The sequence below is a fragment of the Burkholderia sp. SR8 genome, from assembly GCF_052851275.1.
The window spans coordinates 1-26,247 of the sequence record NZ_JAULUC010000023.1 but is presented as its reverse complement, the minus strand read 5'-3'; the positions used below and the strand labels follow the sequence as shown (position 1 = coordinate 26,247).

Sequence of the window (26,247 nt, the reverse complement as noted above, 5' to 3'; positions counted from 1 at the left end):
CACGCCGCTTGCCGCTTCGCTGGCGCGTCACCGCGCGCCCACCTTCCACACCGTCACCTCGTGCAGCGTCTGTCCCGGCTTGAGCACCGTCGTCGGGAACGACGGATGATTCGGCGAGTCGGGAAAGTGCTCGGCTTCGAGCGCGAACGCGTCGGTCTGCCGGTAAACCGTCCCGCCCTTGCCCGCGACGCTGCCGTTCAACCCGTTCGACGTATAGAACTGCAGCCCCGGCTGCGTCGTATACACCTCGAGGAACCGGCCCGATGCCGGGTCGTACGTACGCGCGGCAAACGCGGGCGCGGCCTGCCCGCCCTGATCGAGCACCCAGTTCTGGTCGTAGCCGTGCGCGAGCACGAGCTGCGCATACCCGTCGCGCAGATGCGCGCCGATCGGCGTCAATTCGCGCAGGTCCATCGGCGTGCCGGTTACGCTGGCGAGCTGCCCGGTCGGGATCGACGTCGCATCGGTCGGCGTGAAGCGCGACGCGGCGATCTCGATCAGCTGCCGCTCGACACTGCCGGCGTCCTGGCCAGCCAGGTTGAAGTAGCTGTGATTCGTCAGGTTGACGACCGTGTCCTTGTCCGTCGTCGCGCGATAGTCGATGCGGATCAGGTTGTCGCGCGTCAGCGTGTAGGTCACGTCCGTCGTCAACGTGCCGGGGAAGCCGTTCTCGCCGTCGGGGCTCACGTAACGCAGCGTCACGCTCGAACCGTTCCCGTCGCTGTGCGTGCCGGTCACCGTCCAGACCTTCGCGTCGAAGCTGGCGGGACCGCCGTGCAGCGTATTCGGCGGATCGTTGACGGGCAGCGTCCACGTGTTGCCGTCGAGCGTGAAGCGGCCGTGCGCGATGCGGTTGGCATAGCGGCCGATCAGCGCACCGAAATGGATGTTGCCGTTGTGCGCTTCGTAGTCGCGCAGCGAATCGAAGCCGAGCACGATGTCGTCAACCTTGCCGGCGCGGTCCGGCACCTCGAGCGTGGTCACGATGCCGCCGTACGTGATGATCTTCAGCGTCACGCCGTGCGCATTGGCGAGCGTGTACTGGCTCACCGCCTGCCCGGCCGCGGTGGTGCCGTAATCGGCACGGCTGATCGATACGTCGGGTGCCGCCGATGCGGCGCTCGCGCCAAGCGCGAACGTTGCGAATACACCGAGTGCGAGCACCGGGCGCCGCGGCCAGAATCGGTTCATGGGAGACCTCCGAAGCGTGTTCGTGCGTGGCGACGCGCAATCTGCATGCCTGCCTGCCGCGCGGCGACACGCCGAACAACGGGCGCAGGAGATATCGGCGGAGGTGCGGCGCGCCGCAACGTGGTACGCGCGCGATCCTCGGCGCATGCCCGCCCGGCTGTTCCAATCGACGGAATTCGCGCCGCTCGAACCGAGCGCGCGACGCAATCTCGATGCGTTGATCCGCGCTTTCGCGTGACTGCGTGACGCGCGGCCTCCCGCTGCGCGGTCAGACCGCTCCACGCATCTGCGCAACGGCCCGCGCGCGCACCGCGAACGTCAGGATCACCGCACCGGCGAGCGCCGACGCGCCCGCGAGCACGAACGCACTCGCATACCCGCCGCCATACTGAACGAGCCAGCCGGTCACGCTCGGCGACAGGATGCCTGCGAGATTCGCGAGCAGGTGCACGAACCCGCCCGCCGAGCCGACCCGATCGCGCGGCACGATTTCCTGCAGCAGCGACCAGCACGCCTGCGGCGCCATGAACGCGAACAGGCTCGCGATCGCGATCAGCGTGACGGCCGCGCCGAGCGAGCTCACGCGCGACGCCAGCAGCACGCAGGCCGCCGCGACCGCGAGCCCGACGACGATCACGATCTTGCGCGCGAACAGCACGTCGCCGGTGCGGCGGTAGATGCGATCCGACACGGTGCCGCCGGCCACGAACCCGACGGTCGCGCCGAGCCACGGCAGGATCCCGACGACGCTCATCTGCTTGATGTTCAGATGCTGGTAGTCGGTCAGGTAGCTCGGCAGCCATGACAGGAAGAAATACAGCACGTAGTTGAAGCTGAAGAACGCGAGCGCGACGCCGAGCACCGGCCGCGACAACAGATCGCGCAGCAGCGGACGCGCGGTGCGATCGTGTGCATGCGCATCCGGTGCGACGTCGAGCGTCCGGTCGGATGCGATCTCGCGTACCTCTTCCGGCGACACGCGCGGGTGGCTCGCCGGATCGTCGCGGAACAACGCCCACCACGCGGCGAGCCACACGAAGCCGAGCGCGGCGATCACGACGAACGACACGCGCCAGCCGAACTGCAGCGCGACCAGGCCGACGATCGGCGCCGCGATCGCCGCGCCGAGCGGCTGCCCCGCGTTGGTCCAGCCGACCGCACGCCCCGCTTCGCGGCGCGGGAACCAGTTCGAGATCGCCTTGTTGGTAGTCGTCCCCATCGGCCCTTCGCCGATCCCGAACGCGACGCGCACGACCAGCAGGTGCGCGAACGATCCGGCCAGCGCGGTCGCGCCGCAGAACAGCGACCACACGCCGGCTGCGCACGCGAACACGCGACGCGGCCCGAACCGGTCGGCGGCCCAGCCGCCGACGAAGCAGAACACGCAGTAGCCGATGAAGAAGCTGCTGAACAGGATGCCCATCTGCGCGTCGTCGATGCCGAGTTCGCGCTTGATGATCGGCGCGACGACGGACAGCGCCGCGCGATCGAGATAGTTCAGCATGCCGGCGCCGAACAGCAGCGCGCCGATCCACCAGCGGTAACGCGTTTTCATGGTGTCTCCTGTCGAGCCGGGCACGTGCGTGCGCATCCGCCCGGCTTCCTGATTTCCGATTGCGCCGCCATACCGGCGACGGTTTCACACGTGTGCGCCATGCACACCGTGCCTGCGTTCAACCGATCGTCGCGCGCGCGATCGTGTTGCGTGCCAGCACCGCTTCGTCGGGCACGAAGCCGAGCCCCGGCACATCGGGCAAGCGCAGCCGCGCGCCGGGCCGCTGCGCGTCGTGCAGCCGCTCGGGCCAGTCGAGATACGGAATTTCCAGCGCGACGTCGTCCGGCAGCGTCGCGACCACGTGCGCGGTCGCCAGCAGCCCTGCTCCGTAATAGAAACAGTGCGGCACGACGCGCACGCCGTGCTCCGCCGCGAGCGCGATCACGTCCGCGATGCCGGTCGGTCCGCCGATCTTCGCGATGCTCGGCTGCGCGACGTCGAGCGCGCCGTGTTCGAACAGGTCGCGAAACCCCGCGACGCCCGACGCGTTCTCGCCCGCCGCGACCGGCACGCCGGTGCCGCGCACGCGCGCGATGCCGTGCACGTCGTCGCACGGCCACACCGGTTCCTCGATCCAGCCGAGCCGCAGGTCGGCCAGCTCGCTCACGTGCCGCAGCGCGTCGTTCGCGCTCCACGGGCAGTTCACGTCGACCATCAGTTCGCTGCCGGCCGGCAATGCCGCACGCGCGGCCGCGATGGCCGCACGTTGCGTCTCGTGCAGCTTGATGCGCCGGAACCCTTCGTCCGACGCGCGCCGCACGTGGCGCGCGACTTCGCCGGGGTCGTTGTCGTAGCTGACGAGGCTCGCATACACGTCGATCTCGTCGCGATTTCCGCCGAGCCAGCGATACAGCGGCACGCCGGCCGCCTGCGCGGCGAGATCGTGCAGCGCCGTGTCGATCGCCGATAGCGCGTACAGCACCGGCCCCGTGCGGCCGAACGCATGCAGCGCGCGGTCGGCCGCGTCGCGCAATGCGGCGATCCCGCGCCGCGTCGGCTCGAATTCGGCGCCGTTGAACCAGCGGCCGACCGGGCCTTCGAGCGCGGCGAACGTGACGGGATTGACGAGGTGGCCGAACGCCTCGCCCCAGCCGACGCGCCCGGCGTCGTCGGTGAGCCTGACGAGCAGCGACTCCATGCGGCGCAGCGAGCGGTCCGCGGCGTTGTACGTGTCGGCGGCGGCCGGTTCGGCAGCGGCGGCGGGACGGCGGCCCGCATCGAATGCGAGCGACAGGCGGATGACTTCGATGGCAACGATTTTCACGAACGGATTCCCGGGACGGCGGGTCGGCGGCGGGGACGGCCGACGGCGGAAGGCGCGATGTGACGGCGACGGCAATAGACGACGTCGGTCAGGGCACATCGAGCCGGAATTATTATCAGTCATCGTATGACATGAATCATGAGAACGCAATCTGCGGCTGCTATAACCCCAAAATTCGGCGGAAATTCTGCGCACGCCTCATGCGACATCCCACAACTGCGGCCGTCTGAACGCCGAAGATGCGCGTCCTCGTGGCCGCTCCCACATAGTGACTCACCTAACATCACAAGATTGCATTCTCACATTCTTTGTGATTTTATTATCATCCATTGCGGCCGCCAGCAACTCGCGTGTGCGGACCGCCCATTCCAGGGAAGAGACGCATATGGAGACAATCGCCGTCATCGGCAGCAACATGGTCGATCTCGTGACCTACGTCGCACGGATGCCCGCCCGGGGCGAGACGCTCGAAGCGCCGAACTTCGAGCTCGGCTGCGGCGGCAAGGGCGCGAACCAGGCTGTCGCAGCCGCGCGCCTCGGCGCGCGCGTGGTGATGGTCACGAAAGTCGGCGACGACGTGTTCGCCGACAACACGATCCGCAATTTCGAGCGCGAAGGCATCGACACCACGCACGTACGGAAGGTCGCCGGCGTGCCGAGCGGCGTCGCGCCGATCTTCGTCGAGCCTGATTCGAGCAACAGCATCCTGATCGTCAAGGGCGCGAACCGTCACCTGCGGCCGGCCGACATCGACGCGGCCGCACCGAAGCTCGTCGAATGCGCGCTGATCGTGCTGCAGCTCGAGATCGAGCTCGACACCGTCTATCACGCGATCGCGTTCGGCGCGCGGCACGGCATCCCGGTGCTGCTGAACCCCGCGCCCGCGGTCGCGGATCTCGATTTCGAGCGGATCCGTTCCGTCGAATTCTTCGTGCCGAACGAAACCGAACTCGCGATCGTGTCGGGCATGCCGGTCGATTCGCGCGACAGCGCGACCCGCGCGGCCGAATCGCTGATCGCGCGCGGGCTGAAGCACGTGCTCGTCACGCTCGGCGGCGACGGCTCGCTGCTGGTGTCGCGCGACGGCGCGCGGCACGTGCCGGGCGTGCCGGTCGACGCACGCGATACGACCGGCGCCGGCGACGCGTACATCGGCTGCTTCGCGCGCTGCTACGCGGCGTCGCGCGACGCGATCGACGCGATGCGCTACGCGTCGGCCTACGCCGCGCATTCGGTCACGGGCCTCGGCACGCAGAAGTCGTACGCCGACGCCGCGACCTTCGAACGCTTCCTCCGCGACGCCGGCCGCTGAACGGCGCCGCCCCTCGACGAGACAATCCGGAAGGAGACACCCATGAGCCGAGCCAGAATCGAACACACCCCCGACGGCTACTACCTGAACCGCACGCCGCTCTTCGCGTTCACGCTGCTGTGCTGCCTGTTCGCGCTGTGGGGCACCGCGGCGAACCTGAACGACGTGCTGATCGCGCAGTTCAAGAAATCGTTCTTCCTGTCCGACTTCGAATCGGCGTTCGTGCAGTCCGCGTTCTACCTCGGCTACTTCTTCCTCGCGATTCCCGCCGCGACCGTCGTGAAGAAGTTCAGCTACAAGACGACGATCCTGATCGGGCTGCTGCTCTACACGACCGGCTGCCTGCTGTTCTTCCCGGCCGCGTCGATGGCGAAGTACGGGATGTTTCTCGTCGCGCTGTTCGTGATCGCGGCCGGCCTGTCGTTCCTCGAGACCGCATCGAACTCGTATTCGACGCTGATGGGCCCGCGCGACACGAGCACGCGCCGGCTGAACATTTCGCAGACGTTCTATCCGTTCGGCGCGATGGCCGGCGTCTACATGGGCAGCTTCCTGATCTTCAAGGAAGGCGACGCGTCGCACGCGCAGCTCGCGGCGATGTCGGCGGCCGACGCGCACCGGCATCAGCTCGCGATGATCCAGGCGACGCTCGAGCCGTACAAATGGTTGATCGTCGTACTCGCGGCCGTGTTCGTCGTGTTCGCGCTGACGCCGTATCCCGCCTGCAAGGGCAACGGTTCCAATGCGGCCACGCACCGGATCGACGCACGCGGCACGCTCGCGCGCCTGTTCGGCAACCGGCGCTTCGTCGCGGGCGTCGTCGCGCAATTTCTGTACGTGGGTGCGCAGGTCGGCGTGTGGAGCTTCACGATCCGGCTCGCGATGCAGATCGGCGGCCTGAACGAGCGCGGCGCATCGCACTACCTGCTCGCGACGTTCTTCGCGTTCTTCGTCGGCAAGCTGGTCGCGACGCTCGTGATGAAGCGTGTCGGCCCCGCCAAGGTGCTGATCGCGTACGGCGTGCTGTGCATCGCGCTGCTCGCGTACACGATCGGCGTGCACAACATCACGGCCGTCTATGCCGCGGTATGCGTGAGCGTGTTCCTCGGCCCGTGCTGGCCGACGATCTACGGCCTGACGATCGACGGCCTCGGCAAGGACACCGAATACGGCGGCTCGATCCTCGTGATGAGCATCGTCGGCGGCGCGGTCGTGCCGCTGATCCAGGGGCTGATCTCCGATCGCACCGGCGGCAACATGCAGCTTGCGTTCGTCGTGCCGCTCGCGTGCTTCGTCGTGATCGTCTACTACGGGTTCTACTGCCTGCGCCACCTGCCGGCCGCAACGCCCGCCGCGGCCACCGACGGCAGCGCTTCTGCGCGCTACGTCGACTCGCGCAACACGTCGGGAGCATGACGATGCGAGGCGAGATCGAACTGCGCCGCGACGACTTTCGCGAAACGCCGCGCACGTTGTATCGCGCGGACGGCATGACCGTCACCGCGTTCGCGTATCCGTCCGGCGTCGAGGCGCTGAAGGTCGAGAACCGGCGCGGCCATATCGTCGTGCTGCCGTATCTCGGCCAGATGATCTGGGCCGCCGCGTTCGACGGCCGCGACCTGACGATGAAGCACATGTTCCGGCAGCCGAAGCGCGCGACGTCGATCGTCGATACCTACGGCTGCTTCATGTTCCACAGCGGGCTGCTGCGCAACGGCTGCCCGGCGCCCGACGACACGCATGCGCTGCACGGCGAGATGCCGTGCGCGCCGATGGACCGCGCGAGTCTCGTCGTCGGCGCGGATGCGCGCGGCGCGCGCGTCGAAGTGACCGGCGAGTACGAATACGTGCAAGGCTTCGGCAGCCACTACGTCGCGCGTCCATCGGTGCGGCTCGCCGAACACGACGCGCGAATGACGATCGGGATGGACGTGACGAATCTCGGCGGCACGCCGATGGACCTGATGTACATGGCGCATCTGAACTACGCGTACGTGCCGGGCGGCCGTTTCGTGCAGTCGCTGCCGCGCGGCGGCTTGCGGCTGCGCGGCAGCGTGCCCGCGCACGTGAAGCCGACCGCCGCGTGGCGCGACTACACGGCCGCGCTCGCCCGCGAACCGGAACGGCTCGCGACGCTCGATGCGCCCGCGCTGTACGACCCGGAAATCGTGTTCTTCATGAACGGTGTCGAAACCGATGCGGACGGCGTCGCGCATTTCGTGCTCGCGCATCCGGACGGCGGCGCGTTCCACACCGCCTATCGTCCCGAGCAGTTTCCGCATGCGGCGCGCTGGATCCTGCACAACGCGGACCAGCAGGTCGCCGCGTTCGCGCTGCCGTCCACGTGCGAGCCGGAAGGTTATGAAGCCGAGCGCCGCAAGGGGCACGTTGCGACGCTCGCGCCCGGTGCGACACGGCGCTTCGAGGTCGTCACCGGCTACCTGAATGCAACGGAAGTGCGCGATGCATGACGCGCCGCGCCGCCGCGCAACCTCAGGTCACGAGCGCGATCCCGTGCTCGCGGATCGCCGTCTCGTAGCGGCGGCTCAACTGCCCGTCGGAGATCACGTAATGGAAGTCGGTCAGGTCGGCGAAGTACGCGGCGCGCACTTCGTCGAACTTCGTGTGATCGACGAGCAGGAAGCGGTTCTGCGCCCGGGCCATCACCTTCTTCTTCGCATCGACTTCGTGGAAGTTGAAGCACGTGACGCCGCAGCGATCGCTGACGCCGGCCGCCGAGACGAACGCCTTCGACACACGCACCGTATCGAGGATGCCGGTCTCGGCCACCGACTCGAACACCATGTTCTTGCGGTGATACACGCCGCCGCACAGGATCACGCTGCAATGCGGCTTCTGCTGCAGCTTCGCGAACACGTTCAGCGAATTGCAGACAGCGGTGAATTCGAGGTCGTCCGGAATGAAGTCGACGATGAACGGCGTGGTCGAGCCGCAGTCGACGAAGATCGTGTCGCCCGTCTTCACGAACTGCGCGGCGAGCTTGCCGATGCGGCGCTTCTCTTCGATCTGCCGGTTGTTCTCGGCGCTGATCAGGTATTCGCCGATGTCGCTGCGTTGCGCGGCGAAATGGCGCGTCACGTAGCCGCCGATCAGGCTGAGGCCGTGCGGGTTGTCTGCGAGGTCGCGCCGGATCGTCATTTCCGACACGCCGAACAGATCGGCCACTTCCTTCAGATGAATCGCGTTCTGCCCTTGCAGCACGTTCATCAGCGTCTTGATCCGTTCGCCCTTCTTCGTTTCCATGCCTGTATCCTGCCTGCCCGTCACACGCGCTGCCCGCGTCGCTCGCCGTGCCGGGCGCGCGGGCCCGGCCGGAATGTCGTATTTGTAACAAACCGATGTGAAAACATCAACTTTCCGTGTGCCGTTTCCGCACACGATCCGTGGAGTCCTGACACATGCCGCTTTCCAACGCCCAACTCGCCCAAACCATCGATCACACGCTGCTCGCGCCGGACGCGAGCGACGCGCAGATCCGCGAACTCTGCCGCCAGGCGGCCGAGCATCGCTTTTACTCGGTCTGCGTGAATTCGGCGAACGTGCCGCTCGCCGCGCGCGAGCTGGCCGACACCAGCGTGCTCGTGTGCGCGGTGGTCGGCTTCCCGCTCGGCGCGGGCCTGTCCGCCGCGAAGGCGTTCGAGGCGTCGGCCGCGATCGCGGCCGGCGCGCGCGAGATCGACATGGTGATCAACGTCGGCGCGCTGAAGAGCGGCCGCGCCGACGACGTGAAGGCCGATATCGACACCGTGCACCGCGCGTGCGGGGCGGTGCCGCTGAAGGTGATCCTCGAAACGGGGTTGCTGACCGACGACGAGAAGGTGCACGTGTGCGAAATGTGCCGCGACCTCGGCGTCGCGTTCGTGAAGACGTCGACCGGCTTCGGTCACGGCGGCGCGACGCTCGCGGACGTCGCGCTGATGCGCCGCACGGTCGGCCCGACGCTCGGCGTGAAGGCGTCGGGCGGCGTGCGCGACCGCGCGACCGCGCTCGCGATGCTGGAGGCCGGCGCGACGCGGCTCGGCACGAGTTCGGGCGTCGCGATCGTCACCGATCAGCGCGGCAGCGACGCGGCGTATTGACCGCGTGGCGGACCGCCGCCGGCGCATCATCAGGTCACAAGGCGTGCAGGCAGCCGGTACCGAACGGTTCGGCCGTCACGCGGACGGCCGACGCGCCGGTTGCGATCGCGGCAACCGTCACTGCTGCGGCTCTTTCAACTCGATCAGCAGATCCTTCGCGGCCACCCGCTCGCCGGGCTTCACATGCACGGCCGCGATTTCACAGTCGCGCTCCGCCGCGATGTGCGTTTCCATCTTCATCGCCTCGAGCGCGATCAGCGTCGTGCCGGCCGTCACGCGCTGCCCCGGCTGCACGGCAACCGTGACCACCGAGCCCGGCATCGGCGCGGCGACGTGCAGCGGATTGGCGGGATCGGCGCGCTGCAGCCCGTGGCGCGCGGTGCCCGCCTGCACGACGCTCTTCTGCTCCACCAGCGCGGAACGCGACTGGCCGTTCAGTTCGAACAGCACCTTCACGATCCCGTCCTGCGCATCCGCATGCTGACCCTGCAGCGCCACGAGCAACGTCTTGCCCGGCTCGATGTCGATCGCCACTTCCTCCTGCGGCTGCAGCCCGTACAGGAACGCCGGCGTCGGCACGACCGACGTATCGCTGTACGCGCGAACGTGCGCGTAGTAGTCGATCGTCTGCTTCGGATACATCAGGTACGACGCCAGCTGCCGGTCGTCGAGCGGCTGCTCGCACGCGGCCTCGGCCTGCTTGCGTACCGCATCGAGATCGACCGGCGGAATCTGGTCGCCGGGACGATACGGCGCCGGCGGCTCGCTCTTGAGCACCTTGCGCGACAGCTCGGCCGGGAAGCCGTCCGGCGGGAAACCGAGTTCGCCCTTGAACAGCGACACGACCGACTCGGGGAACGCGATGTCCTTGTCCGGGTTGCGCACGTCGTCCACGCCGAGATCGTTCGCGACCATCATCAGCGCCATGTCGCCGACGACCTTCGACGTCGGCGTGACCTTCACGATGTCGCCGAACAGGCGGTTCACGTCCGCGTAGGCGCGCGATACCTCGGTCCAGCGATGATCGATGCCGAGCGAGCGCGCCTGCTCGCGCAGGTTCGTATACTGGCCGCCGGGCATCTCGTGCCGGTAGACGTCGGCCGTGCCCGCACGGATCTCCGATTCGAACGGCGCGTAATAGCGGCGCACGCCTTCCCAGTACATCGATGCTTCGTGCAGGCGGTCCTGGTTCAGCCCCGGGTCCCGTTCGCTACCGGCCAGCGCGGCCGCGATGCTCGACAGGTTCGGCTGCGACGTGAGGCCGCTCATCGCATCGAGCGCACCGTCGACCGCATCGCAGCCCGCGCCGATTGCCGCGAGCACCGACGCCGCGGCGATCCCGCTCGTGTCGTGCGTATGGAAATGCACGGGCAGCCCGGTTTCTTCCTTCAGCGCCTTCACGAGCGTCGCGACCGCCTGCGGGCGGCAGATGCCGGCCATGTCCTTGATGCCGAGCACGTGCACGCCGGCCTGCTGAAGCTCGCGCGCGATGCCGACGTAATACTTGAGGTCGTACTTCGAGCGCGACGAATCGAACAGGTCGCCGGTGTAGCAGATCGCGCCTTCGCACAGCATTCCGCTGTCGCCGACCGCATCGATCGCCACGCGCATGTTGCGCACCCAGTTCAGCGAATCGAACACGCGGAACACGTCGACGCCCGCGCTCGCGGCCTGCTGCACGAAGAAGCGCACGACGTTGTCCGCGTAGTTCGTGTAGCCCACCGCGTTCGAGCCGCGCAGCAGCATCTGGAACAGGATGTTCGGCACGCGCTCGCGCAGCAGCGCGAGCCGCTCCCACGGGTCTTCCTTCAGGAAGCGCAGCGCGACGTCGAAGGTCGCGCCGCCCCAGCATTCGAGCGAGAACAGCTGCGACAGCTCGCGCGCGTAGAACGGCGCGATCGGCAGCATGTCGGCCGTGCGCATGCGCGTCGCGAACAGCGACTGGTGCGCGTCGCGCATCGTCGTGTCGGTCAGCAGCACCTGCTTCCGGTCGAGCATCCAGTTCGCGAATTTCTCCGGGCCGAGTTCGCGCAGGCGATCGCGCGTGCCGGCCGGGATCGCCACCGCCGTATCGATCTTCGGCAGCACCGGCTTCGGCAACGGCAGCGCCGGCAGCGTGCGGCCCTTCATCTCCGCGTTGCCGTTCACGTTCAGCTCGCCGAGATAGCGCAGCAGCTTCGTCGCGCGGTCGCCGCGCTTCGCGAATGCGAGCAGTTCGGGCGTCTTGTCGATGAAGCGCGTGGTCACGTCGCCCGCGATGAACGCCGGATGATTGATCACGTTCTCGAGGAACTGCAGGTTCGACGTGACGCCGCGAATCCGGAACTCGCGCAACGCGCGATCCATCCGGTGGATCGATTCGGCCGCCGTCGGCGCCCATGTCGTCACCTTGACGAGCAGCGAGTCGTAGTACGGCGTGATCACCGCGCCGCCATACGCGGTGCCGGCGTCGAGCCGCACGCCGAAGCCCGCCGCGCTGCGATACGCGGTGAGCCGCCCGTAGTCGGGCAGGAAGTCGTTCTCCGGATCCTCGGTCGTGATCCGGCATTGCAGCGCGTTGCCGTTCAGCGGAATCGCGTGCTGTTCCGGCACGCCGGCCGCGCGCGCGACGAGCGCGCCGTCGCCGTCCGTCGCGTCCTCGGCGAGGCCGATCCGGCCGCCTTCGGTGATGCGGATCTGCGCCTTCACGATGTCGATCCCGGTGATCATCTCCGTCACCGTGTGCTCGACCTGGATCCGCGGGTTCACCTCGATGAAGTAGAACTGGCCGGTGTCGGCGTCCATCAGGAATTCGACGGTGCCCGCGTGCGTGTAGCCGACCGCGCGCATCAGGCGCAGCGCCGATTCGCACAGCGCGTGACGGCCGTCGTGGTCGAGATACGGCGCCGGCGCGCGTTCGACGACCTTCTGGTTGCGCCGCTGCACCGTGCAGTCGCGCTCGTACAGATGCACGACCGTGCCGTGCAGATCGCCGAGCACCTGCACTTCCACGTGCCGCGCATTGCGCACCAGCTTCTCGACGTACACCTCGTCGTTGCCGAACGCGGCCAGCGCCTCGCGACGCGCGACCGGCAGCAACGTTTCGAGGTCCTGTGCGTTTTCGAGCACGCGCATCCCGCGTCCGCCGCCGCCCCAGCTCGCCTTCAGCATCAGCGGATAGCCGACGTCCGCGGCCAGTGCGCGGCACGCGTCGAGATCGTCGGGCAGCGGCGCGGTCGCGGGCATCACCGGCACGCCGGCCGCGATCGCCGCATTGCGCGCGGCCACCTTGTTGCCGAGCGTGCGCATCACGTCGGGCGACGGGCCGATCCAGCGGATGCCCGCATCGATCACGGCCTGCGCGAAATCGGGATTCTCGGACAGGAAGCCGTAACCGGGATGGATCGCGTCGACCTTCGCCTGGCGCGCCACGCGCAGGATGTCGTCGATGTCGAGATACGCGGCGAGCGGCTTCTTGCCTTCGCCGATCAGGTAGCTTTCATCCGCCTTGAAGCGATGCAGCGCGAGGCGGTCTTCCTTCGAATACACCGCGACCGTACGCATGTTCAGTTCGGCGGCGGCACGCATCACGCGAATCGAGATTTCCGAACGGTTCGCGATCAGGATGGACTGGATGGGAGTGGGCGTCACGGCAGCCATGGATAGTGAAGGGTTGAAGTGTGCTCGCCGACGCAGCGCCCTCCACCCGCTTGCGTAATCGGGCGGCGTGCGGATCGTTGCGTCGGTGATGCGCGGTTGCATCGTCCCGGCTTTCGCCAGTCGACATGTTCGCGATATCGCCCGCTCGCCGCTATAACCGTCGCGACGACGAATGGTATTGAACCGCCAACCGTGAATAAGCACCGGATCGCAAGCCCGGTATTCGGTCGAAAAATGCCACGGGCCTTGGACGTGCAGCGCCGCGCATTCGGCGAGCGCCGGCACCGGCGGCGGGATGCGCCGCCCAAGGCCGTACCGGGTTGCCGACGCGGCTCGCATCGCGCCCCGACGCCCCGCTTCCCGGCCGAATTGCGCGGCGCGCTACCGGTCGATCTCGACGCCGGCGTCGAGCCAGCCGCGCATCATCACGCCGACCTCGTCGCGCAGCCACTGGCGGAACAGCCGGTACTCCGCGCGCGGCTGCGCATTCCGGTGCGTGATCAGGTAGTGATGACGATCGCGAAACACGAGCACGTCCTGGACCGGCCGGACCAGCACGCCCTGCTCGATCTGCCGGTGCACGAGGTGGTGCCAGCCCAGCAGCGTGCCCTCGCCGGCCTCGGCCTGCGCGACCAGCAGCCGGTAGTCGTTGCTTTCCAGATACTTGTTTTCGGTCAGCGTATCGGTGCCGTCGCTCTGCTGGAACCAGTTTCGCCACACGCGCCAGTCGACGTGCTCGCACACCTGCGCGCGGCCGAGCATCGACAGGTTCAGCGTCGGGCACGACAGCAGGTCCAGCGGCTTCAGCGACCGGGCGTGAAAATACCGCTCGTGAAAAGACGGGCTGCACACCGGATACACGATGTCGTGAAACAGCGGCTCGGCCTCGAACTCCGGCTCGCGCGGCGGGTTCTTCGTGATGATGACATCAGGCTCGATGAGCCCGTCGAGCTCCATGAAATGCTCGGTGACGATCACGTGCAACTGGATATCCGGAAACCGCTCGCGAAACGCGGGCAGCCGCGACGACAGCCACAGCGCGGAGAACGTGTGCGACACGCAGACCATCAGCGCGTGCTTGTCGGTCCGGCGCACGGCCTCCGCCGCCTCGGCGATGTTCATGATCGACAGGTACGACGCGTTGTACAGGATCCGCCCGGCATCCGTCAGCGCGATATGGCGGCCGGTGCGCTCGAACAGCGCGACGTCGAGCGAATCCTCGAGCTCCTTGATCTGCCGGCTGATCGCGGCCTGCGTCACGCACAGCACCTCGGCTGCCTGAGTGAAGCTCTCGTAGCGCGCCGCCGTCACGAAGCAGCGCAGCGCGCGAAGCGACGGCATCTGCGCGAGAAGTCGGTCGGCGAACAATTGCTTCTTCAACATGGCTTTCACTCTCAAAACGGAGGTCGGATGCTGCGCCGACGAACGCGTCGACGTCAGTCCCGCCGGCTGCCCGCAGGCAGTCTCGTCGCAAACCTTTCAATTATCTGAATATTGCAGCTTGCGAGTCGGTCGGGCGGCCGGCAACAGCAACACAGCCGCCGCAACGGCGTCACGATGACGCCATTTTCGATCGATTGTGCACCGCATCGCTATTATCGGAAGCGATGACGGCGACTGCAACGCGCACGTCGGCGTCGCGCCTCCGCCCCGCACCGGGCCGCCGCGCTGCGCGTTCACGCAGCGCACCATTGACCATGCCGACACGGTTTCGCGGCACGCCGCCGGACGTCGCGTCGTTCGTGCCGTCGCGCGCCGCGTGCGCGATCCTCGGCGGCCGGCCATGCTCGCGCGACATGGTGCAGAACAACATCGCGGCAAATCGGCGGCTCGAGCTGCAAGCCGCCGCAACGGTTGCGCCAACCCGCAAGCCGGGCCGCGCAGGCCCGCGTGCCGCGTGCGTGACGCCGCCGCTTAGTCGAGCTTCAGCCAGGTCGTCTTCAGTTCGCAGTATTGATCGTGCGCGTACACGGACTTGTCGCGGCCGCCGAACCCCGATTGCTTGAAGCCGCCGAACGGCGTCGACAGGTCGCCTTCGCCGAAGCAGTTCACCGTGACCGTCCCCGCGCGAATTCGCGCGGCGACCTTGTGCGCGCTGTTCACGTTGTCGGTCCACAGCGACGCGGCGAGCCCGTAGCACGTGTCGTTCGCGATCCGCACCGCGTCGTCGACGTCGTCGTACTCGATGAAGCACACGACCGGCCCGAACACCTCGTCGCGCGCGATGCTCATTTCGGGCGTCACCTGGTCGAAGATCGTCGGTTCGACGAACCAGCCGCCGGTTTCCGCGAGGATCGCCCGACCGCCGCACACCACGTGCGCGCCTTCCGCCTTCGCCTTCTCGATATGGCCGAGCACCTTCGTGTAATGCTTCTGCTCGATCAGCGCGCCGAGCTTCACGTCCGGGTCGAGCGGATCGCCGGTCTTCCAGCCGGCGAGCACCGCCTGGACCTTTTCCAGCAGTTCCGCCTTGCGGCTCGACGGCACGAGGATCCGCGAGCCGGCGCTGCAGTTCTCGCCCATGTTCCAGAACGCGGCCGCGACCGCCTGTTCGGCCACCGCGTCGAGGTTCGCGACGTCCGGCAGGATCACCTGCGGATTCTTGCCGCCGCATTCGAGCACGACGCGCTTCAGGTTCGTGTCGGCCGAGTAGTGCAGGAAGCGCTTGCCGGTCGCGGTCGATCCGGTGAACGCGACGAGATCGACGTCCGGATGGCGGCCGATCGCCTCGCCGGCCTCGCCGCCGAACCCGGTGACGACGCTGAACACGCCCGGCGGCACACCGGCTTCCAGCGCGAGATCGGCGATGCGCAGCGTCGACAGCGACGTCTGCTCGGCCGGCTTCACGACCACGCTGTTGCCCACCGACAGTGCGGGGCCGATTTTCCACGCGAGCATCAGCGCCGGGAAATTCCACGGCAGCACGGCGCCGACGACGCCGATCGGCTCGCGCGTGATCATGCCGACGACGCCCGCGCCGGACGGCGACAACGCGTCGTAGCGCTTGTCGGTCACCTCCGCGTGCCAGCGGATGCACGCGGCCGACTCGGGAATGTCGAGTCCCAGGCATTCGCCGATCGGCTTGCCGGCTTCGAGCGCCTCGAGCAGCGCGAGTTCCTCCGCGTGCTCGTCGATCAGCTGCGCGACGCGCAGCAGCACCGCCTTGCGATGCGCCGGTGCGGCCTTCGACCACACGCCCGACTCGAACGCGTCGCGCGCGGCCGCGACCGCGCGATCGACGTCGCGTTCGTTACAGCGCGCCACTTCGGCAAGCACCTTGCCGGACGCCGGGTTCAGCGTCGCGAACGTCTCGCCCGACGCCGCCGCGCTGCGCTGCCCCGCGATGAACGCGCGACCGTCGAGCGACAGCGCATTCGCCTTCTGCTTCCAATCCTGATGGGTCGTCATGTCGTTTCCTCAATCATCAAAGCTCGGCACCGGCCGAGAATTCCTTCGCCCAGATCGTCGCCGACACGGCCAGATCGACCAGCGGCCGAACCGGCAGCGGACGCGGATGCGGCTGCTTCAGCAACTGCTGCACGAGACTGTTCGATTCGCCGAGCGCGTATTCGGCGATCAGCTTGCCGGACGACGAGCCGCGGCTCAGCCCGAGACCGTTGCAGCCGATCGCCTCGTAGAGACCGTCGTCGCGCTTGCCGAACAGCGCGCCGTTGTTCGCGGACAGGCACAGCGGCCCGCCCCACGTATATTCGAGCTCGACGCCGCCGAGCATCGGGAAGCGGCGCTCGAACGAGCGTTGATGCAGGTGCCGCGCTTTCGCGAGGTCCGCGGGCGACACCTTCACGTCCGGCCGGAACGCGAAATGGTTGCGCACGCAGATGCGATCGGTGACCAGGCGCCGCACCGTCGTGCCCATCGGATCGGCGGGAATCACGGCCCACGAGCGCGTGCCGCCGAGCTTCGCGACTTCGTCGGCATTCATGGGGCGCGTGAGCGACGCGAACGTATAGACCGGCAGCAAGCCGTTCGAATGCATGCCGAAGGTCGCCGCGTACGCGTTCGTGCACAGGATCACCTGCTTCGCGACGATCGTGCCGCCGGCGAAATGCAGCACGCGCATGTCGCCGCGCGGCTCGATCCGCGTGACGGGGCTGAGCTCGAACACCGTCACGTTGTCCGGTTGCGTGGCCGCGAGCCCGCGCATCAGCGCAGCCGGCTGCACCGTGCTGCAGCCGGGCGTGAACAGCGCGCCCGTGTAGAAGTCGGTGCCGGTCACGGCCCGGATCGCCGGCTGGTCGAGCCATTCGAATGCTTCGCCGATGCGCGACAGGCCGTCCGCGAAATGCGCGAGTGCGGCGGTGCCCTTCCTGTTGACCGACGCGTGGAACTTGCCGTCGTCGCGCCAGTCGCAATCGATGCCGAAGCGCCGCACGATGTCGCGCACATAGTCGATGCCGTGCCGCTGAAACCGCACGTCGGCGCGGTCCTCGTCGATGCTGCGCGAATAGCTTTCGCTGCTGATGTCGTGCGGCAGGTCGACGAAGAACCCGGAATTGCGCCCGGCCGTCGTGCGGCCGATCCGGTCGGCCTCCACAAGCGCGATCGACGCGCCGGGCGCAAGCTCCGCGAGCCGGCGCGCCGCGCACAGCCCCGTGATGCCGCCGCCGACGACGACCCAGTCGAACCGGCCGTCGGACGTGACGGTGCGCGCATCCGGCGCGGGCGGCAGGCTCTCCCACCAGCCGTTCATTCCGTCCGGCGCAGGAAACCGCGCGAATTCCAGATTCGAACGCATGATCGCTTACCGGCCGTCGCGCAGCAGCGGCTTCACGAGCTTCGCGAACGCGTCACGCTCGTCGCCCGACAGCGCGCCGAGCGGTGCGCGTGCGACGCCGACCGGCAGGCCGGCCAGCTCGCAGCCGTAACGCACGTACTGAATGAACTTGCCGCTGCGCTCGAGCAGTTCGAGCACCGGCAGCAGTTGCGCCATCAGCTTGCGGCCCGTCGCGAAATCGCCGCGCGTCACGCATGCGTCGAACAGGTCGGTGTGCGCTTCCGGCAGGAAGTTCGACGCGCCGCCGACCCAGCTGCGCGCGCCCCACGCGAAGAATTCGAGTGCCTGGTCGTCCATCCCGCAGCTCAGCACGAGCCGGCCGCCGACATGCGTGGACAGGTGATGCAGGTGCGCGATGTCGCCGGTGCTTTCCTTCATCGCGACGAAATTCTTGCGCTCGAGCAGCGTTTCGAGAATCCCGTCGCCGATTTCGGTGCCGGTGCGCGCCGGGAAGTTGTACAGCATGATCGGCATGTCGAGCGCGTCGTCGACGGCGAGCAGGTGCGCGAGCAGTTCCTGCTGCGTCGGCTGCGCGTAGTACGGCGCGGCCACCAGCAGCGCGTCCAGCCCCGCGCGTTTCGCTTCGCGGCCGAGACGCAGCACCTCCTTCGTCGTCGTCGCGTTGATGCCCGCGGTCAGGAACGTCTTGCCGCCGGCTGCGGCCGCGACCGTGTCGAACGTGCGCACGCGCTCGTCGAAGCTCAATGCGTAGTATTCGCCCGTCGTGCCGCCGATGCCGAGACCGGACACGCGGCCGGCGAGATCGGCCGCATGCCGGCCCAGCAGTGCGTGATCGATTTCGCCGTCCGCGTCGAACGGGGTGACCAGCGGTGTGTGTACGCCCTCGAAGCTCATTTCGATTCCTCATTCAGGTAGGTGGGCCGGGTTCGCCCGTTCAGGCAGGAAACCGGCGATTCGACTCAAGGTCGTCGGCATGGCACTGCGTTCGTGAGCCACGCCGATCGATTTGCTGCGATATCGGGACGATGTGCGCGATCCGCAGCCGGGATCAGGCGAACGCCTCCGCATGCGCATAGATGGGAAACTGGTTGCACAGGTCGCGCACGCGGGTCCGCACCGCGCGCTCGACCGCTTCATTGCCGTTCGGATCGCGCTCGAGCGCGGCCAGCACTTCGAGGATCCATTCGCCGATCTGCTCGAACTGCGCGGGGCCGAAGCCGCGCGTCGTGCCGGCCGGCGTGCCGAGCCGGATCCCGGACGTGACGGTCGGGTTTTCCGTATCGAACGGAATCCCGTTCTTGTTGCAGGTGATGCCGGCGCGCTCCAGCGCCTTCTCGGCCTGCATGCCGGTAATGCGCCGCGCGCGCAGGTCGACCAGCAGCAAGTGGTTGTCGGTGCCGCCGGTGACGAGCGTCAGGCCGCCGGCCGTCAACACTTGCGCGAGCGTCTGCGCGTTGCGCAGCATCTGGTCGATATAGCGGGTGAATTCCGGGCGCAGCGCTTCCGCGAAGGCCACCGCCTTTCCGGCGACGACATGCATCAGCGGGCCGCCCTGCAGCCCCGGAAAAACCGCCGCGTTGATCTGCTTCGCGACGTCGGCGTGGTTAGTCAGGATGAACCCGCCGCGCGGGCCGCGCAGCGTCTTGTGCGTGGTCGAGGTCACGACGTCGGCGAACGGCACCGGGTTCTGGTGCCGGCCGGCCGCGACGATGCCGGCGATATGCGCCATGTCGACCATCAGCTTCGCCTCGACGCTGTCCGCGATCTCGCGGAACGCGGCGAAATCCAGCGCGCGCGGATATGCGGAGTAGCCGGCGATGATCAGTTTCGGGCGATGACGCTGCGCGAGGCGGCGCACGTCGTCGTAGTCGATGCGCAGCGTGTCCGGGTTCACGCCGTACTGCACCGCGTTGAACCACTTTCCCGACAGCGCGGGTCGCGCGCCGTGCGTCAGGTGGCCGCCCGCATCGAGCGACATGCCCAGCACCGTGTCGCCCGGCTTGACGAGCGCGAGCATCACCGCGCCGTTGGCCTGCGCGCCCGAATGCGGCTGCACGTTTGCGTGGCTCGCGTCGAACAGCGCGCATGCGCGGTCGATCGCGAGCGCCTCGATCCGGTCGACATGGTCGCAACCGCCGTAGTAGCGGCGCGACGGATAGCCTTCCGCGTACTTGTTCGTCAACACGGTGCCCTGTGCTTCCAGCACCGCCGCGGACGCGATGTTTTCGGACGCGATCAGTTCGATCTGCGTCTGCTGTCGACGCAGCTCCAACGCGATTTCCGATGCGATCACCGGATCGCGGCTCTGGAGCGTTTCGGCAAAAAAGCGGGCGTTCTCGTTCACTGGGTGACTCCGCGACGCGGTTCGTTACGTGCTGCATGGATTTCAGGCACCGCACACTGCAAGGCCGGCGCCGCCGTGACGGCCCCGGCCACCGGCATCGGCCGGCTCGCGCGTCCGGCTCGCGCAAACGACACCGATCTCGTCGTCCGCCCGGCCGGCGCCTGGCCTTACTGCTGCAGCCAGGCCTTCAGCTTGTCCGGATGGGCGTCGACGAACTTCTTCGCGGCGGTCGCGTAGTCGTTCGTGCTGTTGCCTTCGAACTCGATCGCCTCGACATCGGCCAGCGTCAGCTTCAGGTGCTTGAAGAACACGTCGGCGCGCGGGAACTTGGCGGCGAACTTCTTCGACGCGAACGCGTGGATCTGTTCTTCGCCGCCGAGCGTGCCCTTCGGGTCCTTCAGGTAACGCATCTGCCACTTCTGGAACAGCCAGTGCGGGCTCCAGACCGTCGCGACGATCCACTGCTTCGACTGGTACGCACGCGACACGCTGGCCAGCATGCCGGCCTCGCTCGATGCCTGGAGGTTGTAGCCTTCGAGGTTGTAGGCCTTGATCGTCTTCTCCGACGCCTGCATCAGGCCGCCGCCCGGCTCGATGCCCTGGATCGTGCCGTTCAGCTTGCTCTTGACTTCCGGCTTGTTCAGGTCGGCGATCGACGACAGCTCCGATTCCGGAACGTAGGTCGGCACGGCCCAGCCGTTCTTGCCGCCGGTGTAGATGATGCCGACGTCATCGAGGTCGTTCTTGTACTTCGCGTAGTACGTGCCGTGGGTGACCGGCAGCCAGCCGCCGACCATGATGTCGAGATCGCCGCGCGCGACGCCCTGGTACTGGATGCCGATGTCGGCCTGCACGAACTGCACCGGCTGCTTCAGTTGCGTCTCCAGCACGTACTTCGCGACGTTGGCCACCGCGAGCACGTCCGCCCAGTTGGTGACCGCGATCTTCACCGGCTCGGCCGCCGACGCCGCGCCCACACCTGCGCTGCAGGCAACCACCGTCGATACCGCAAGTTTCGCCAGAAGCGACTTGAACGTATGGGTATTCATCTAGTACTCCTTTTTAATCACGCGAGTCTTTCAAGGGTGAGGAACGCCTTCGATCGGCGTTTCTGGTCTCCACGCACTGCTACACCGGTTCCGCCGCGGCACCGTGGCCGCGGCGCTTCATCGTCCTTCGATTACCTCCGACTGCCGCACCTGTCACGTCCGTGCCGCGCCTTGCGCGCCGGCCTTGCCGGCACGCGCGATCGGCTTCTTCACCTTCTTCTTCGCCTTCACGCCGAAGCTTTCCGTCAGGCGATCCAGCACGATCGCGAGCAGCACGACGCCGAGTCCGCCTTCGAAGCCGATCCCGATGTCGAGACGCTGGATGCCGCTCAGCACGTATTCGCCGAGGCCGCCCGCGCCGATCATCGATGCGACCACCACCATCGACAGCGCCATCATGATCGTCTGGTTCACGCCGGCCATGATCGACGGCAGCGCGTTCGGCAGCTGGATCTTCCACAGCAGCTGCCAGTCGGTGCTGCCGAATGAACGGCCGGCTTCGATCAGTTCCTCGCGCACCTGCCGGATGCCGAGCGTCGTCAGCCGCACGACGGGCGGCATCGCGAACACGATCGTCGCGATCACCGCCGGCACGCGTCCGAGCCCGAACAGGATCACGGCCGGGATCAGGTACACGAACGCGGGCATCGTCTGCATGAAGTCGAGCAGCGAGCGCAGGATCATGCCGATCCGGTTGTTGCGTGCGCCCCAGATGCCGAGCGGCACCCCGATCACGAGGCTGAAGAACGTCGCCGCGGTGACGAGCGCGAGGGTCGACACGGTCTGCGCCCACAGGCCCATGTAGTGGATCACGAGCAGCGCGCAGCCGACGAAGATCGAGAACACGACGCCGCGGCGCCACAAGGCCAGACCGACCAGGATCACGACCATCGCGATGAACGGCACGGCGGCGAGGCCGTCCTCCAGCAGCTTCACGACCGCGCCGAGTCCGGCCGAGAACGTGTCGAAGCCGCCACGGAAATGCAGAAACAGAAAGTTGACGAAATTCTCCGCGAACTTCCCGATCACCGACGAATTCATGCTGCCCTCCGTTGCATCATCTGCTTGAGTATCGTCCGGCAGGACACGACGCCCGCCAGTTGTCCCGCCGCGTCCGTCACCGGCACGTCGTGCTGCTGCGTCAGCGCGATCGACGCGAGCCGATGCAGGTCCGTATCGATCGACACCGCGTTGAAGTCGTTCAGGAATGCGTCGCGAATCGGTTTCGTGCCGGACCGGTGCAACGTGGCGGGCGTGACGCAGCCGAGGTAGCGGCCGGATTCGTCGCACACGTAGCCGCACTCCGCACCGCTGTCGATCAGCTGGTTCAGGTAGCGGTCGGACGGCGTGCCCGCATCGCAGCGAAGCAGCCCGCGCTCGACCTGCGTCATCATGCTCGACGCCTTCAGGAAGCGCGACACGTCGACGTTGCGGAAGAAGTCCTGCACGTACGCATCGGCCGGCGTCTGGATCAGTTCGGCCGGCGTGCCGACCTGGATCAGGCAGCCGTCCTTCATGATGCCGATGCGGCCGCCGATCTTGACGGCTTCCTCGATATCGTGGGAGATGAACACGATCGTGCGCTGCTCTTCCTTCTGCAGGCGCAGCAGCTCGTTCTGCATTTCGAAGCGGATCAGCGGATCGAGCGCGGAGAATGCCTCGTCCATCAGCAGCACCGACGGATTCACCGCCAGCGCGCGGGCGAGGCCCACGCGCTGCTGCATGCCGCCCGACAGCTCGCTCGGCAGCAGCTTCTCGTACGACCCGAGACCCACGCGCTCCAGCGCCGCACGCGCGAGCTCGTAGCGCTGCGCCTTCTTGATTCCCGCGACTTCGAGCCCGTACGCGATGTTGTCGATCACGGTGCGGTTCGGCAGCAGCGCGAACGACTGGAACACCATCGCCATCTTCTGGCGCCGGACGTCGCGCAGTTCCGGCGTCGACATCGGGGCGATGTCGCGGCCTTCGAGCACGACCTGCCCGGACGTCGGCTCGATCAGGCGGTTCAGCAGCCGGACGAGCGTCGATTTCCCGGAACCCGACAGCCCCATGATCACGAAGATCTCGCCGGCGCGCACGCTCAGGCTCACGTCGTCGACCGCCACCATGTTGCCGGTTTCCGCGAAGATCTCGTTGCGGCCGACGCCGCGCTTCATCATCTCGATCGCACGTTCGGGCTTCGGACCGAAAATCTTCGACAGGTGCTTGACGGTCAGGATGTCGGTTCCGGTCGCGATATTCGACCGGGCGATCGACGGCGCACCGTCGGTGTGGATTGCTCCGGGGGGAAGTACGTCGCCCGGCGCAAACGTCAGATTTGGAGCCATTCTGTCATCCCGACTAACTGGTAAGGGAAGCCGCGAACTTCGTCTGAATCGCCATCGATTGCCACGCTTGCCGCGTGGGCCCGATGCCGCTCCTGCGTGGTTGACGGCGCTGATGCAGTGATTGCAGCGTATCAATCCAATTTCGTCGCTCCAGATACATTTTCTGTGCGCTTTTCCATACCTTTGGTAATGCATCGAATTCGGGCGAAAAGGCGTGATTGCGCCGAAACCGGCAGAATCGCGTGAAAGGCAATGCCGGCGCGGCTGGGCGGGATTTTGTGCGGATGGCGGCGCGCGGGCGCGCGCGGCGCGTGGAACGGTGCGCTAGGGGAAAATCCCGACGACGGGACTTAAGGGAAACTACCGAGAAATCGCGTTGACGACGGCGCGAACGGCCGTCGAACCTGCGTGGGACCGAATGATCGATGATGGATGAAGAGCGGAGCGAACCGCTTGCGGTCGCGACCAGGCGCATCGATGCGCATCGATGCGCGGCGGTGTCCGACACGCGCGCGCACCGCCGAAAGCACACGGCCGCCCGAAGGCGGCCGCGCGAACAGGCACCGCTGCGCCGCTTACTTGCTGTAGTCGTACACCCCGCGCCCCGTCTTCCTCCCCAGCCGCCCGGCCGACACCATCTCGCGCAGCAGCGGGCAAGCACGATACTTCGGGTCGCCGAAGTCCTTCAGGAACACGTCCATCACCGCGAGGCACACGTCGAGCCCGACGAGGTCGGCCAGCGCGAGCGGCCCGATCGGATGGTTCGCCCCGAGCTTCATCCCCGCGTCGATCTCGTCGGCCGACGCGATGCCTTCGGCCAGCACGAAGAACGCTTCGTTGATCATCGGCACGAGGATCCGGTTCACGACGAAGCCCGGCGCATTGCGCACGCCGATCGGCGACTTGTCGAAACGCTCGGTCAGCGCGCGCACGGCCGCCGCGGTCGCGTCGCTCGTCTGCAGCCCGCGGATGATCTCGACGAGCGGCATCAGCGGCACCGGGTTGAAGAAATGCATGCCGACGAAGCGCGACGGATCGGCAAGCAGCGCCGCGAGCGCGGTGATCGAGATCGACGACGTGTTGGTCGCGATGATCGCGTCGGGCCGTGCGACCGACTCGATCTGCTTCAGGATGCGGCTCTTCAGCTCGACGTTTTCGGTCGCCGCTTCGATCACGATGTCGACCGCGGCAAGCTTCGCGTAATCGGTGGACGTCGTGATGCGCGCGAGCGCGGCGTCGCGTGCGCCGGCGTCGAGCTTCTCCTTCGACACGAGCCGCTCGAGGCTGCCCTTCAGTGCGGCGACGCCCTTGTCGAGCGCCGCATCGGTGACGTCGATCATCACGACGTTCAGTCCTGCAACGGCGGCGGTCTGCGCAATGCCGTTGCCCATGGTTCCGGCGCCCACGACGCCGACGGTTTCGATAGCCATGACGATTCCTGTGTATTCGGATGCTGAGCGGTCGATTATCAGATGTTCTCGAAGATCGCCGCAATGCCCTGGCCGCCGCCGATGCACATCGTCACGAGCGCATAACGCCCGCCGATGCGCTTCAGCTCGTACAGCGCCTTGACCGTGATCAACGCGCCCGTCGCGCCGATCGGGTGGCCGAGCGAAATGCCGGAGCCGTTCGGGTTGACCTTGGCCGGATCGAGGCCGAGTTCCTGCGTGACCGCGCAGGCCTGCGCCGCGAACGCCTCGTTCGCCTCGATCACGTCGAGATCGGTGATCTTCAGACCGGCGCGCTCGAGCGCCTTCTGCGTGGCCGGCACCGGGCCGATACCCATGTATGCCGGGTCGACGCCCGCATGCGCATAGGCGACGAGACGCGCGAGCGGCTTCACGCCCTGCGCGCGCGCGGCATCCGCGCTCATCATCAGGACCGCGGCAGCCGCGTCGTTGATGCCCGACGCGTTGCCGGCCGTCACCGTGCCGTCCTCCTTCACGAACACCGGCTTCAGCTTCGTGAAGTCGTCCGGGCCCGCATCGTGACGCACGTGCTCGTCGGTATCGAACGCGACCTCGCCCTTCTTCGTGCGGATCGAGATCGGCAGGATCTGGTCCTTGAAGCGGCCTTCGGCGATCGCCCGAGCCGCGCGACGATGCGATTCGAGCGCGAGCGCATCCTGCGCGTCACGCGAAATGCCGTATTTCTTCGCGACGTTCTCGGCCGTCACGCCCATGTGGATCGTCTGGAACGGGTCGTGCAGCGCGCCGAGCATCATGTCGACGAGCTTCGCGTCGCCCATGCGCTGGCCGAAACGCGCGGACGGCACGCTGTACGGCGCGCGGCTCATGTTCTCCGAGCCGCCGCCGATCGCGACGTCGGCGTCGCCGAGCATGATCGTCTGCGCGGCCGACACGATCGCCTGCAACCCCGAGCCGCACAGGCGGTTCACGGTCAGCGCCGGCGTGTGCTGCGCGACGCCGCCGTTGATCGCCGCGACGCGCGCGAGATACATGTCCTTCGGCTCGGTGTTCACGACGTGGCCGAACACGACATGGCCGACCGCATCGCCCGGCACGTTCGCGCGCGACAGCACTTCACCGACGACCTTCGCCCCGAGATCGGTCGGCGAGAAATCCTTCAGGCTCCCGCCGAAATCGCCGATCGCGGTACGGACACCGCTCACCACCACGACTTCCTTCGCTGCATTGCTCATCGTCTCACTCCGGTTCGTTCGCGCCCGCGGGCGCAGGATGCGTTTGCG

21 protein-coding genes are annotated in these 26,247 nt (G+C 67.3%); 5 read left to right on the top strand and 16 right to left on the bottom strand.

Features of this window, described 5'->3' with window-relative positions; translation table 11 throughout:
• Positions 1 to 27: 27 nt before the first annotated feature.
• On the bottom strand, positions 28 to 1,191 hold the full coding sequence (locus Q3A80_RS24615; protein ID WP_446331473.1) for an aldose epimerase family protein: 1,164 nt from the start codon (positions 1,189 to 1,191) through the stop codon (positions 28 to 30).
• A 16-nt stretch (positions 1,192 to 1,207) separates the two neighbouring features.
• Between Q3A80_RS24615 and Q3A80_RS24610 the strand changes: the two genes are divergently transcribed.
• Positions 1,208 to 1,429, top strand: a complete 222-nt coding sequence (locus Q3A80_RS24610; protein WP_446331472.1) for a hypothetical protein — start codon at positions 1,208 to 1,210, stop codon at positions 1,427 to 1,429.
• A gap of 30 nt (positions 1,430 to 1,459) precedes the next feature.
• On the opposite strand, the gene Q3A80_RS24605 is transcribed toward Q3A80_RS24610, so the two are convergent.
• Positions 1,460 to 2,746 (bottom strand): MFS transporter, encoded by a 1,287-nt coding sequence (locus tag Q3A80_RS24605; protein ID WP_446331471.1) that lies wholly within the window; start codon positions 2,744 to 2,746, stop codon positions 1,460 to 1,462.
• Between the two features lie 118 nt (positions 2,747 to 2,864).
• Positions 2,865 to 4,010 (bottom strand): mandelate racemase/muconate lactonizing enzyme family protein, encoded by a 1,146-nt coding sequence (locus tag Q3A80_RS24600; protein WP_446331470.1) that lies wholly within the window; start codon positions 4,008 to 4,010, stop codon positions 2,865 to 2,867.
• Positions 4,011 to 4,395: 385 nt separating this feature from the next.
• On the opposite strand from Q3A80_RS24600, the gene rbsK reads away from it, so the two are divergent.
• From rbsK to Q3A80_RS24585, 3 genes are read left to right on the top strand one after another with little or no spacing between them, the layout of a single operon-like run.
• A complete protein-coding gene (gene rbsK / locus Q3A80_RS24595) occupies positions 4,396 to 5,322 on the top strand; it encodes a ribokinase (protein WP_446331469.1) in 927 nt (308 codons plus the stop codon).
• Between the two features lie 42 nt (positions 5,323 to 5,364).
• A complete protein-coding gene (gene fucP, locus Q3A80_RS24590; RefSeq protein WP_446331468.1) occupies positions 5,365 to 6,738 on the top strand; it encodes an L-fucose:H+ symporter permease in 1,374 nt (457 codons plus the stop codon).
• Between the two features lie 2 nt (positions 6,739 to 6,740).
• The gene (locus tag Q3A80_RS24585) at positions 6,741 to 7,793 is read left to right on the top strand and encodes an aldose 1-epimerase family protein (protein ID WP_446331467.1); all 1,053 of its coding nucleotides are present in this window, start codon (positions 6,741 to 6,743) and stop codon (positions 7,791 to 7,793) included.
• A gap of 22 nt (positions 7,794 to 7,815) precedes the next feature.
• Here Q3A80_RS24585 and deoR read toward each other — a convergent pair whose 3' ends face one another.
• Positions 7,816 to 8,586: a DNA-binding transcriptional repressor DeoR gene (gene deoR / locus Q3A80_RS24580; protein WP_446331466.1), complete on the bottom strand. Its 771-nt coding sequence runs from the start codon at positions 8,584 to 8,586 to the stop codon at positions 7,816 to 7,818.
• Between the two features lie 155 nt (positions 8,587 to 8,741).
• Here deoR and deoC point away from each other — a divergent pair, with 155 nt between their 5' ends.
• Positions 8,742 to 9,422: a deoxyribose-phosphate aldolase gene (gene deoC / locus Q3A80_RS24575; RefSeq protein WP_446331465.1), complete on the top strand. Its 681-nt coding sequence runs from the start codon at positions 8,742 to 8,744 to the stop codon at positions 9,420 to 9,422.
• A gap of 117 nt (positions 9,423 to 9,539) precedes the next feature.
• On the opposite strand, the gene Q3A80_RS24570 is transcribed toward deoC, so the two are convergent.
• The 12 genes from Q3A80_RS24570 to bktB form a co-directional block, all read right to left on the bottom strand.
• Positions 9,540 to 13,061 (bottom strand): pyruvate carboxylase, encoded by a 3,522-nt coding sequence (locus tag Q3A80_RS24570; RefSeq protein ID WP_446331464.1) that lies wholly within the window; start codon positions 13,059 to 13,061, stop codon positions 9,540 to 9,542.
• Positions 13,062 to 13,442: 381 nt separating this feature from the next.
• The gene (locus Q3A80_RS24565; RefSeq protein WP_446331463.1) at positions 13,443 to 14,444 is read right to left on the bottom strand and encodes a LysR substrate-binding domain-containing protein; all 1,002 of its coding nucleotides are present in this window, start codon (positions 14,442 to 14,444) and stop codon (positions 13,443 to 13,445) included.
• Positions 14,445 to 14,613: 169 nt separating this feature from the next.
• Positions 14,614 to 14,874 carry a hypothetical protein gene (locus Q3A80_RS24560; protein ID WP_446331462.1) on the bottom strand — a complete coding sequence of 87 codons (261 nt, stop codon included), beginning with the start codon at positions 14,872 to 14,874 and terminating at the stop codon, positions 14,614 to 14,616.
• A gap of 101 nt (positions 14,875 to 14,975) precedes the next feature.
• The gene (locus Q3A80_RS24555; protein ID WP_446331461.1) at positions 14,976 to 16,469 is read right to left on the bottom strand and encodes an aldehyde dehydrogenase; all 1,494 of its coding nucleotides are present in this window, start codon (positions 16,467 to 16,469) and stop codon (positions 14,976 to 14,978) included.
• Between the two features lie 16 nt (positions 16,470 to 16,485).
• A complete protein-coding gene (locus tag Q3A80_RS24550) occupies positions 16,486 to 17,817 on the bottom strand; it encodes an NAD(P)/FAD-dependent oxidoreductase (RefSeq protein WP_446331460.1) in 1,332 nt (443 codons plus the stop codon).
• A 6-nt stretch (positions 17,818 to 17,823) separates the two neighbouring features.
• Positions 17,824 to 18,711, bottom strand: a complete 888-nt coding sequence (locus Q3A80_RS24545) for a dihydrodipicolinate synthase family protein (protein ID WP_446331459.1) — start codon at positions 18,709 to 18,711, stop codon at positions 17,824 to 17,826.
• Between the two features lie 154 nt (positions 18,712 to 18,865).
• Positions 18,866 to 20,161, bottom strand: a complete 1,296-nt coding sequence (gene glyA, locus Q3A80_RS24540) for a serine hydroxymethyltransferase (protein WP_446331458.1) — start codon at positions 20,159 to 20,161, stop codon at positions 18,866 to 18,868.
• A gap of 167 nt (positions 20,162 to 20,328) precedes the next feature.
• On the bottom strand, positions 20,329 to 21,210 hold the full coding sequence (locus Q3A80_RS24535; protein ID WP_446331457.1) for a glycine betaine ABC transporter substrate-binding protein: 882 nt from the start codon (positions 21,208 to 21,210) through the stop codon (positions 20,329 to 20,331).
• 153 nt (positions 21,211 to 21,363) lie between these two features.
• Positions 21,364 to 22,251: an ABC transporter permease gene (locus Q3A80_RS24530; RefSeq protein WP_446331456.1), complete on the bottom strand. Its 888-nt coding sequence runs from the start codon at positions 22,249 to 22,251 to the stop codon at positions 21,364 to 21,366.
• Positions 22,248 to 23,537, bottom strand: a complete 1,290-nt coding sequence (locus Q3A80_RS24525) for a quaternary amine ABC transporter ATP-binding protein (RefSeq protein WP_446331455.1) — start codon at positions 23,535 to 23,537, stop codon at positions 22,248 to 22,250. The genes Q3A80_RS24530 and Q3A80_RS24525 overlap by 4 nt, the downstream gene beginning before the upstream one ends.
• A 575-nt stretch (positions 23,538 to 24,112) precedes the next feature.
• A complete protein-coding gene (locus tag Q3A80_RS24520; RefSeq protein ID WP_446331454.1) occupies positions 24,113 to 24,967 on the bottom strand; it encodes a 3-hydroxybutyryl-CoA dehydrogenase in 855 nt (284 codons plus the stop codon).
• 38 nt (positions 24,968 to 25,005) lie between these two features.
• On the bottom strand, positions 25,006 to 26,199 hold the full coding sequence (gene bktB, locus Q3A80_RS24515; RefSeq protein ID WP_446331453.1) for a beta-ketothiolase BktB: 1,194 nt from the start codon (positions 26,197 to 26,199) through the stop codon (positions 25,006 to 25,008).
• Positions 26,200 to 26,247: the final 48 nt, after the last annotated feature.

What these genes read in the sequence shown, in the direction of transcription:
- Q3A80_RS24615 (WP_446331473.1), bottom strand. Translation starts at nt 1,191, where the DNA reads ATGAACCGATTCTGGCCGCGGCGCCCGGTGCTCGCACTCGGTGTATTC.
- Q3A80_RS24605 (WP_446331471.1), bottom strand. Translation starts at nt 2,746, where the DNA reads ATGAAAACGCGTTACCGCTGGTGGATCGGCGCGCTGCTGTTCGGCGCC.
- rbsK (WP_446331469.1), top strand. Translation starts at nt 4,396, where the DNA reads ATGGAGACAATCGCCGTCATCGGCAGCAACATGGTCGATCTCGTGACC.
- fucP (WP_446331468.1), top strand. Translation starts at nt 5,365, where the DNA reads ATGAGCCGAGCCAGAATCGAACACACCCCCGACGGCTACTACCTGAAC.
- Q3A80_RS24585 (WP_446331467.1), top strand. Translation starts at nt 6,741, where the DNA reads ATGCGAGGCGAGATCGAACTGCGCCGCGACGACTTTCGCGAAACGCCG.
- deoR (WP_446331466.1), bottom strand. Translation starts at nt 8,586, where the DNA reads ATGGAAACGAAGAAGGGCGAACGGATCAAGACGCTGATGAACGTGCTG.
- deoC (WP_446331465.1), top strand. Translation starts at nt 8,742, where the DNA reads ATGCCGCTTTCCAACGCCCAACTCGCCCAAACCATCGATCACACGCTG.
- Q3A80_RS24570 (WP_446331464.1), bottom strand. Translation starts at nt 13,061, where the DNA reads ATGGCTGCCGTGACGCCCACTCCCATCCAGTCCATCCTGATCGCGAAC.
- Q3A80_RS24565 (WP_446331463.1), bottom strand. Translation starts at nt 14,444, where the DNA reads ATGTTGAAGAAGCAATTGTTCGCCGACCGACTTCTCGCGCAGATGCCG.
- Q3A80_RS24560 (WP_446331462.1), bottom strand. Translation starts at nt 14,874, where the DNA reads ATGTTGTTCTGCACCATGTCGCGCGAGCATGGCCGGCCGCCGAGGATC.
- Q3A80_RS24555 (WP_446331461.1), bottom strand. Translation starts at nt 16,469, where the DNA reads ATGACGACCCATCAGGATTGGAAGCAGAAGGCGAATGCGCTGTCGCTC.
- Q3A80_RS24550 (WP_446331460.1), bottom strand. Translation starts at nt 17,817, where the DNA reads ATGCGTTCGAATCTGGAATTCGCGCGGTTTCCTGCGCCGGACGGAATG.
- Q3A80_RS24545 (WP_446331459.1), bottom strand. Translation starts at nt 18,711, where the DNA reads ATGAGCTTCGAGGGCGTACACACACCGCTGGTCACCCCGTTCGACGCG.
- Q3A80_RS24535 (WP_446331457.1), bottom strand. Translation starts at nt 21,210, where the DNA reads ATGAATACCCATACGTTCAAGTCGCTTCTGGCGAAACTTGCGGTATCG.
- Q3A80_RS24530 (WP_446331456.1), bottom strand. Translation starts at nt 22,251, where the DNA reads ATGAATTCGTCGGTGATCGGGAAGTTCGCGGAGAATTTCGTCAACTTT.
- Q3A80_RS24525 (WP_446331455.1), bottom strand. Translation starts at nt 23,537, where the DNA reads ATGGCTCCAAATCTGACGTTTGCGCCGGGCGACGTACTTCCCCCCGGA.
- Q3A80_RS24520 (WP_446331454.1), bottom strand. Translation starts at nt 24,967, where the DNA reads ATGGCTATCGAAACCGTCGGCGTCGTGGGCGCCGGAACCATGGGCAAC.
- bktB (WP_446331453.1), bottom strand. Translation starts at nt 26,199, where the DNA reads ATGAGCAATGCAGCGAAGGAAGTCGTGGTGGTGAGCGGTGTCCGTACC.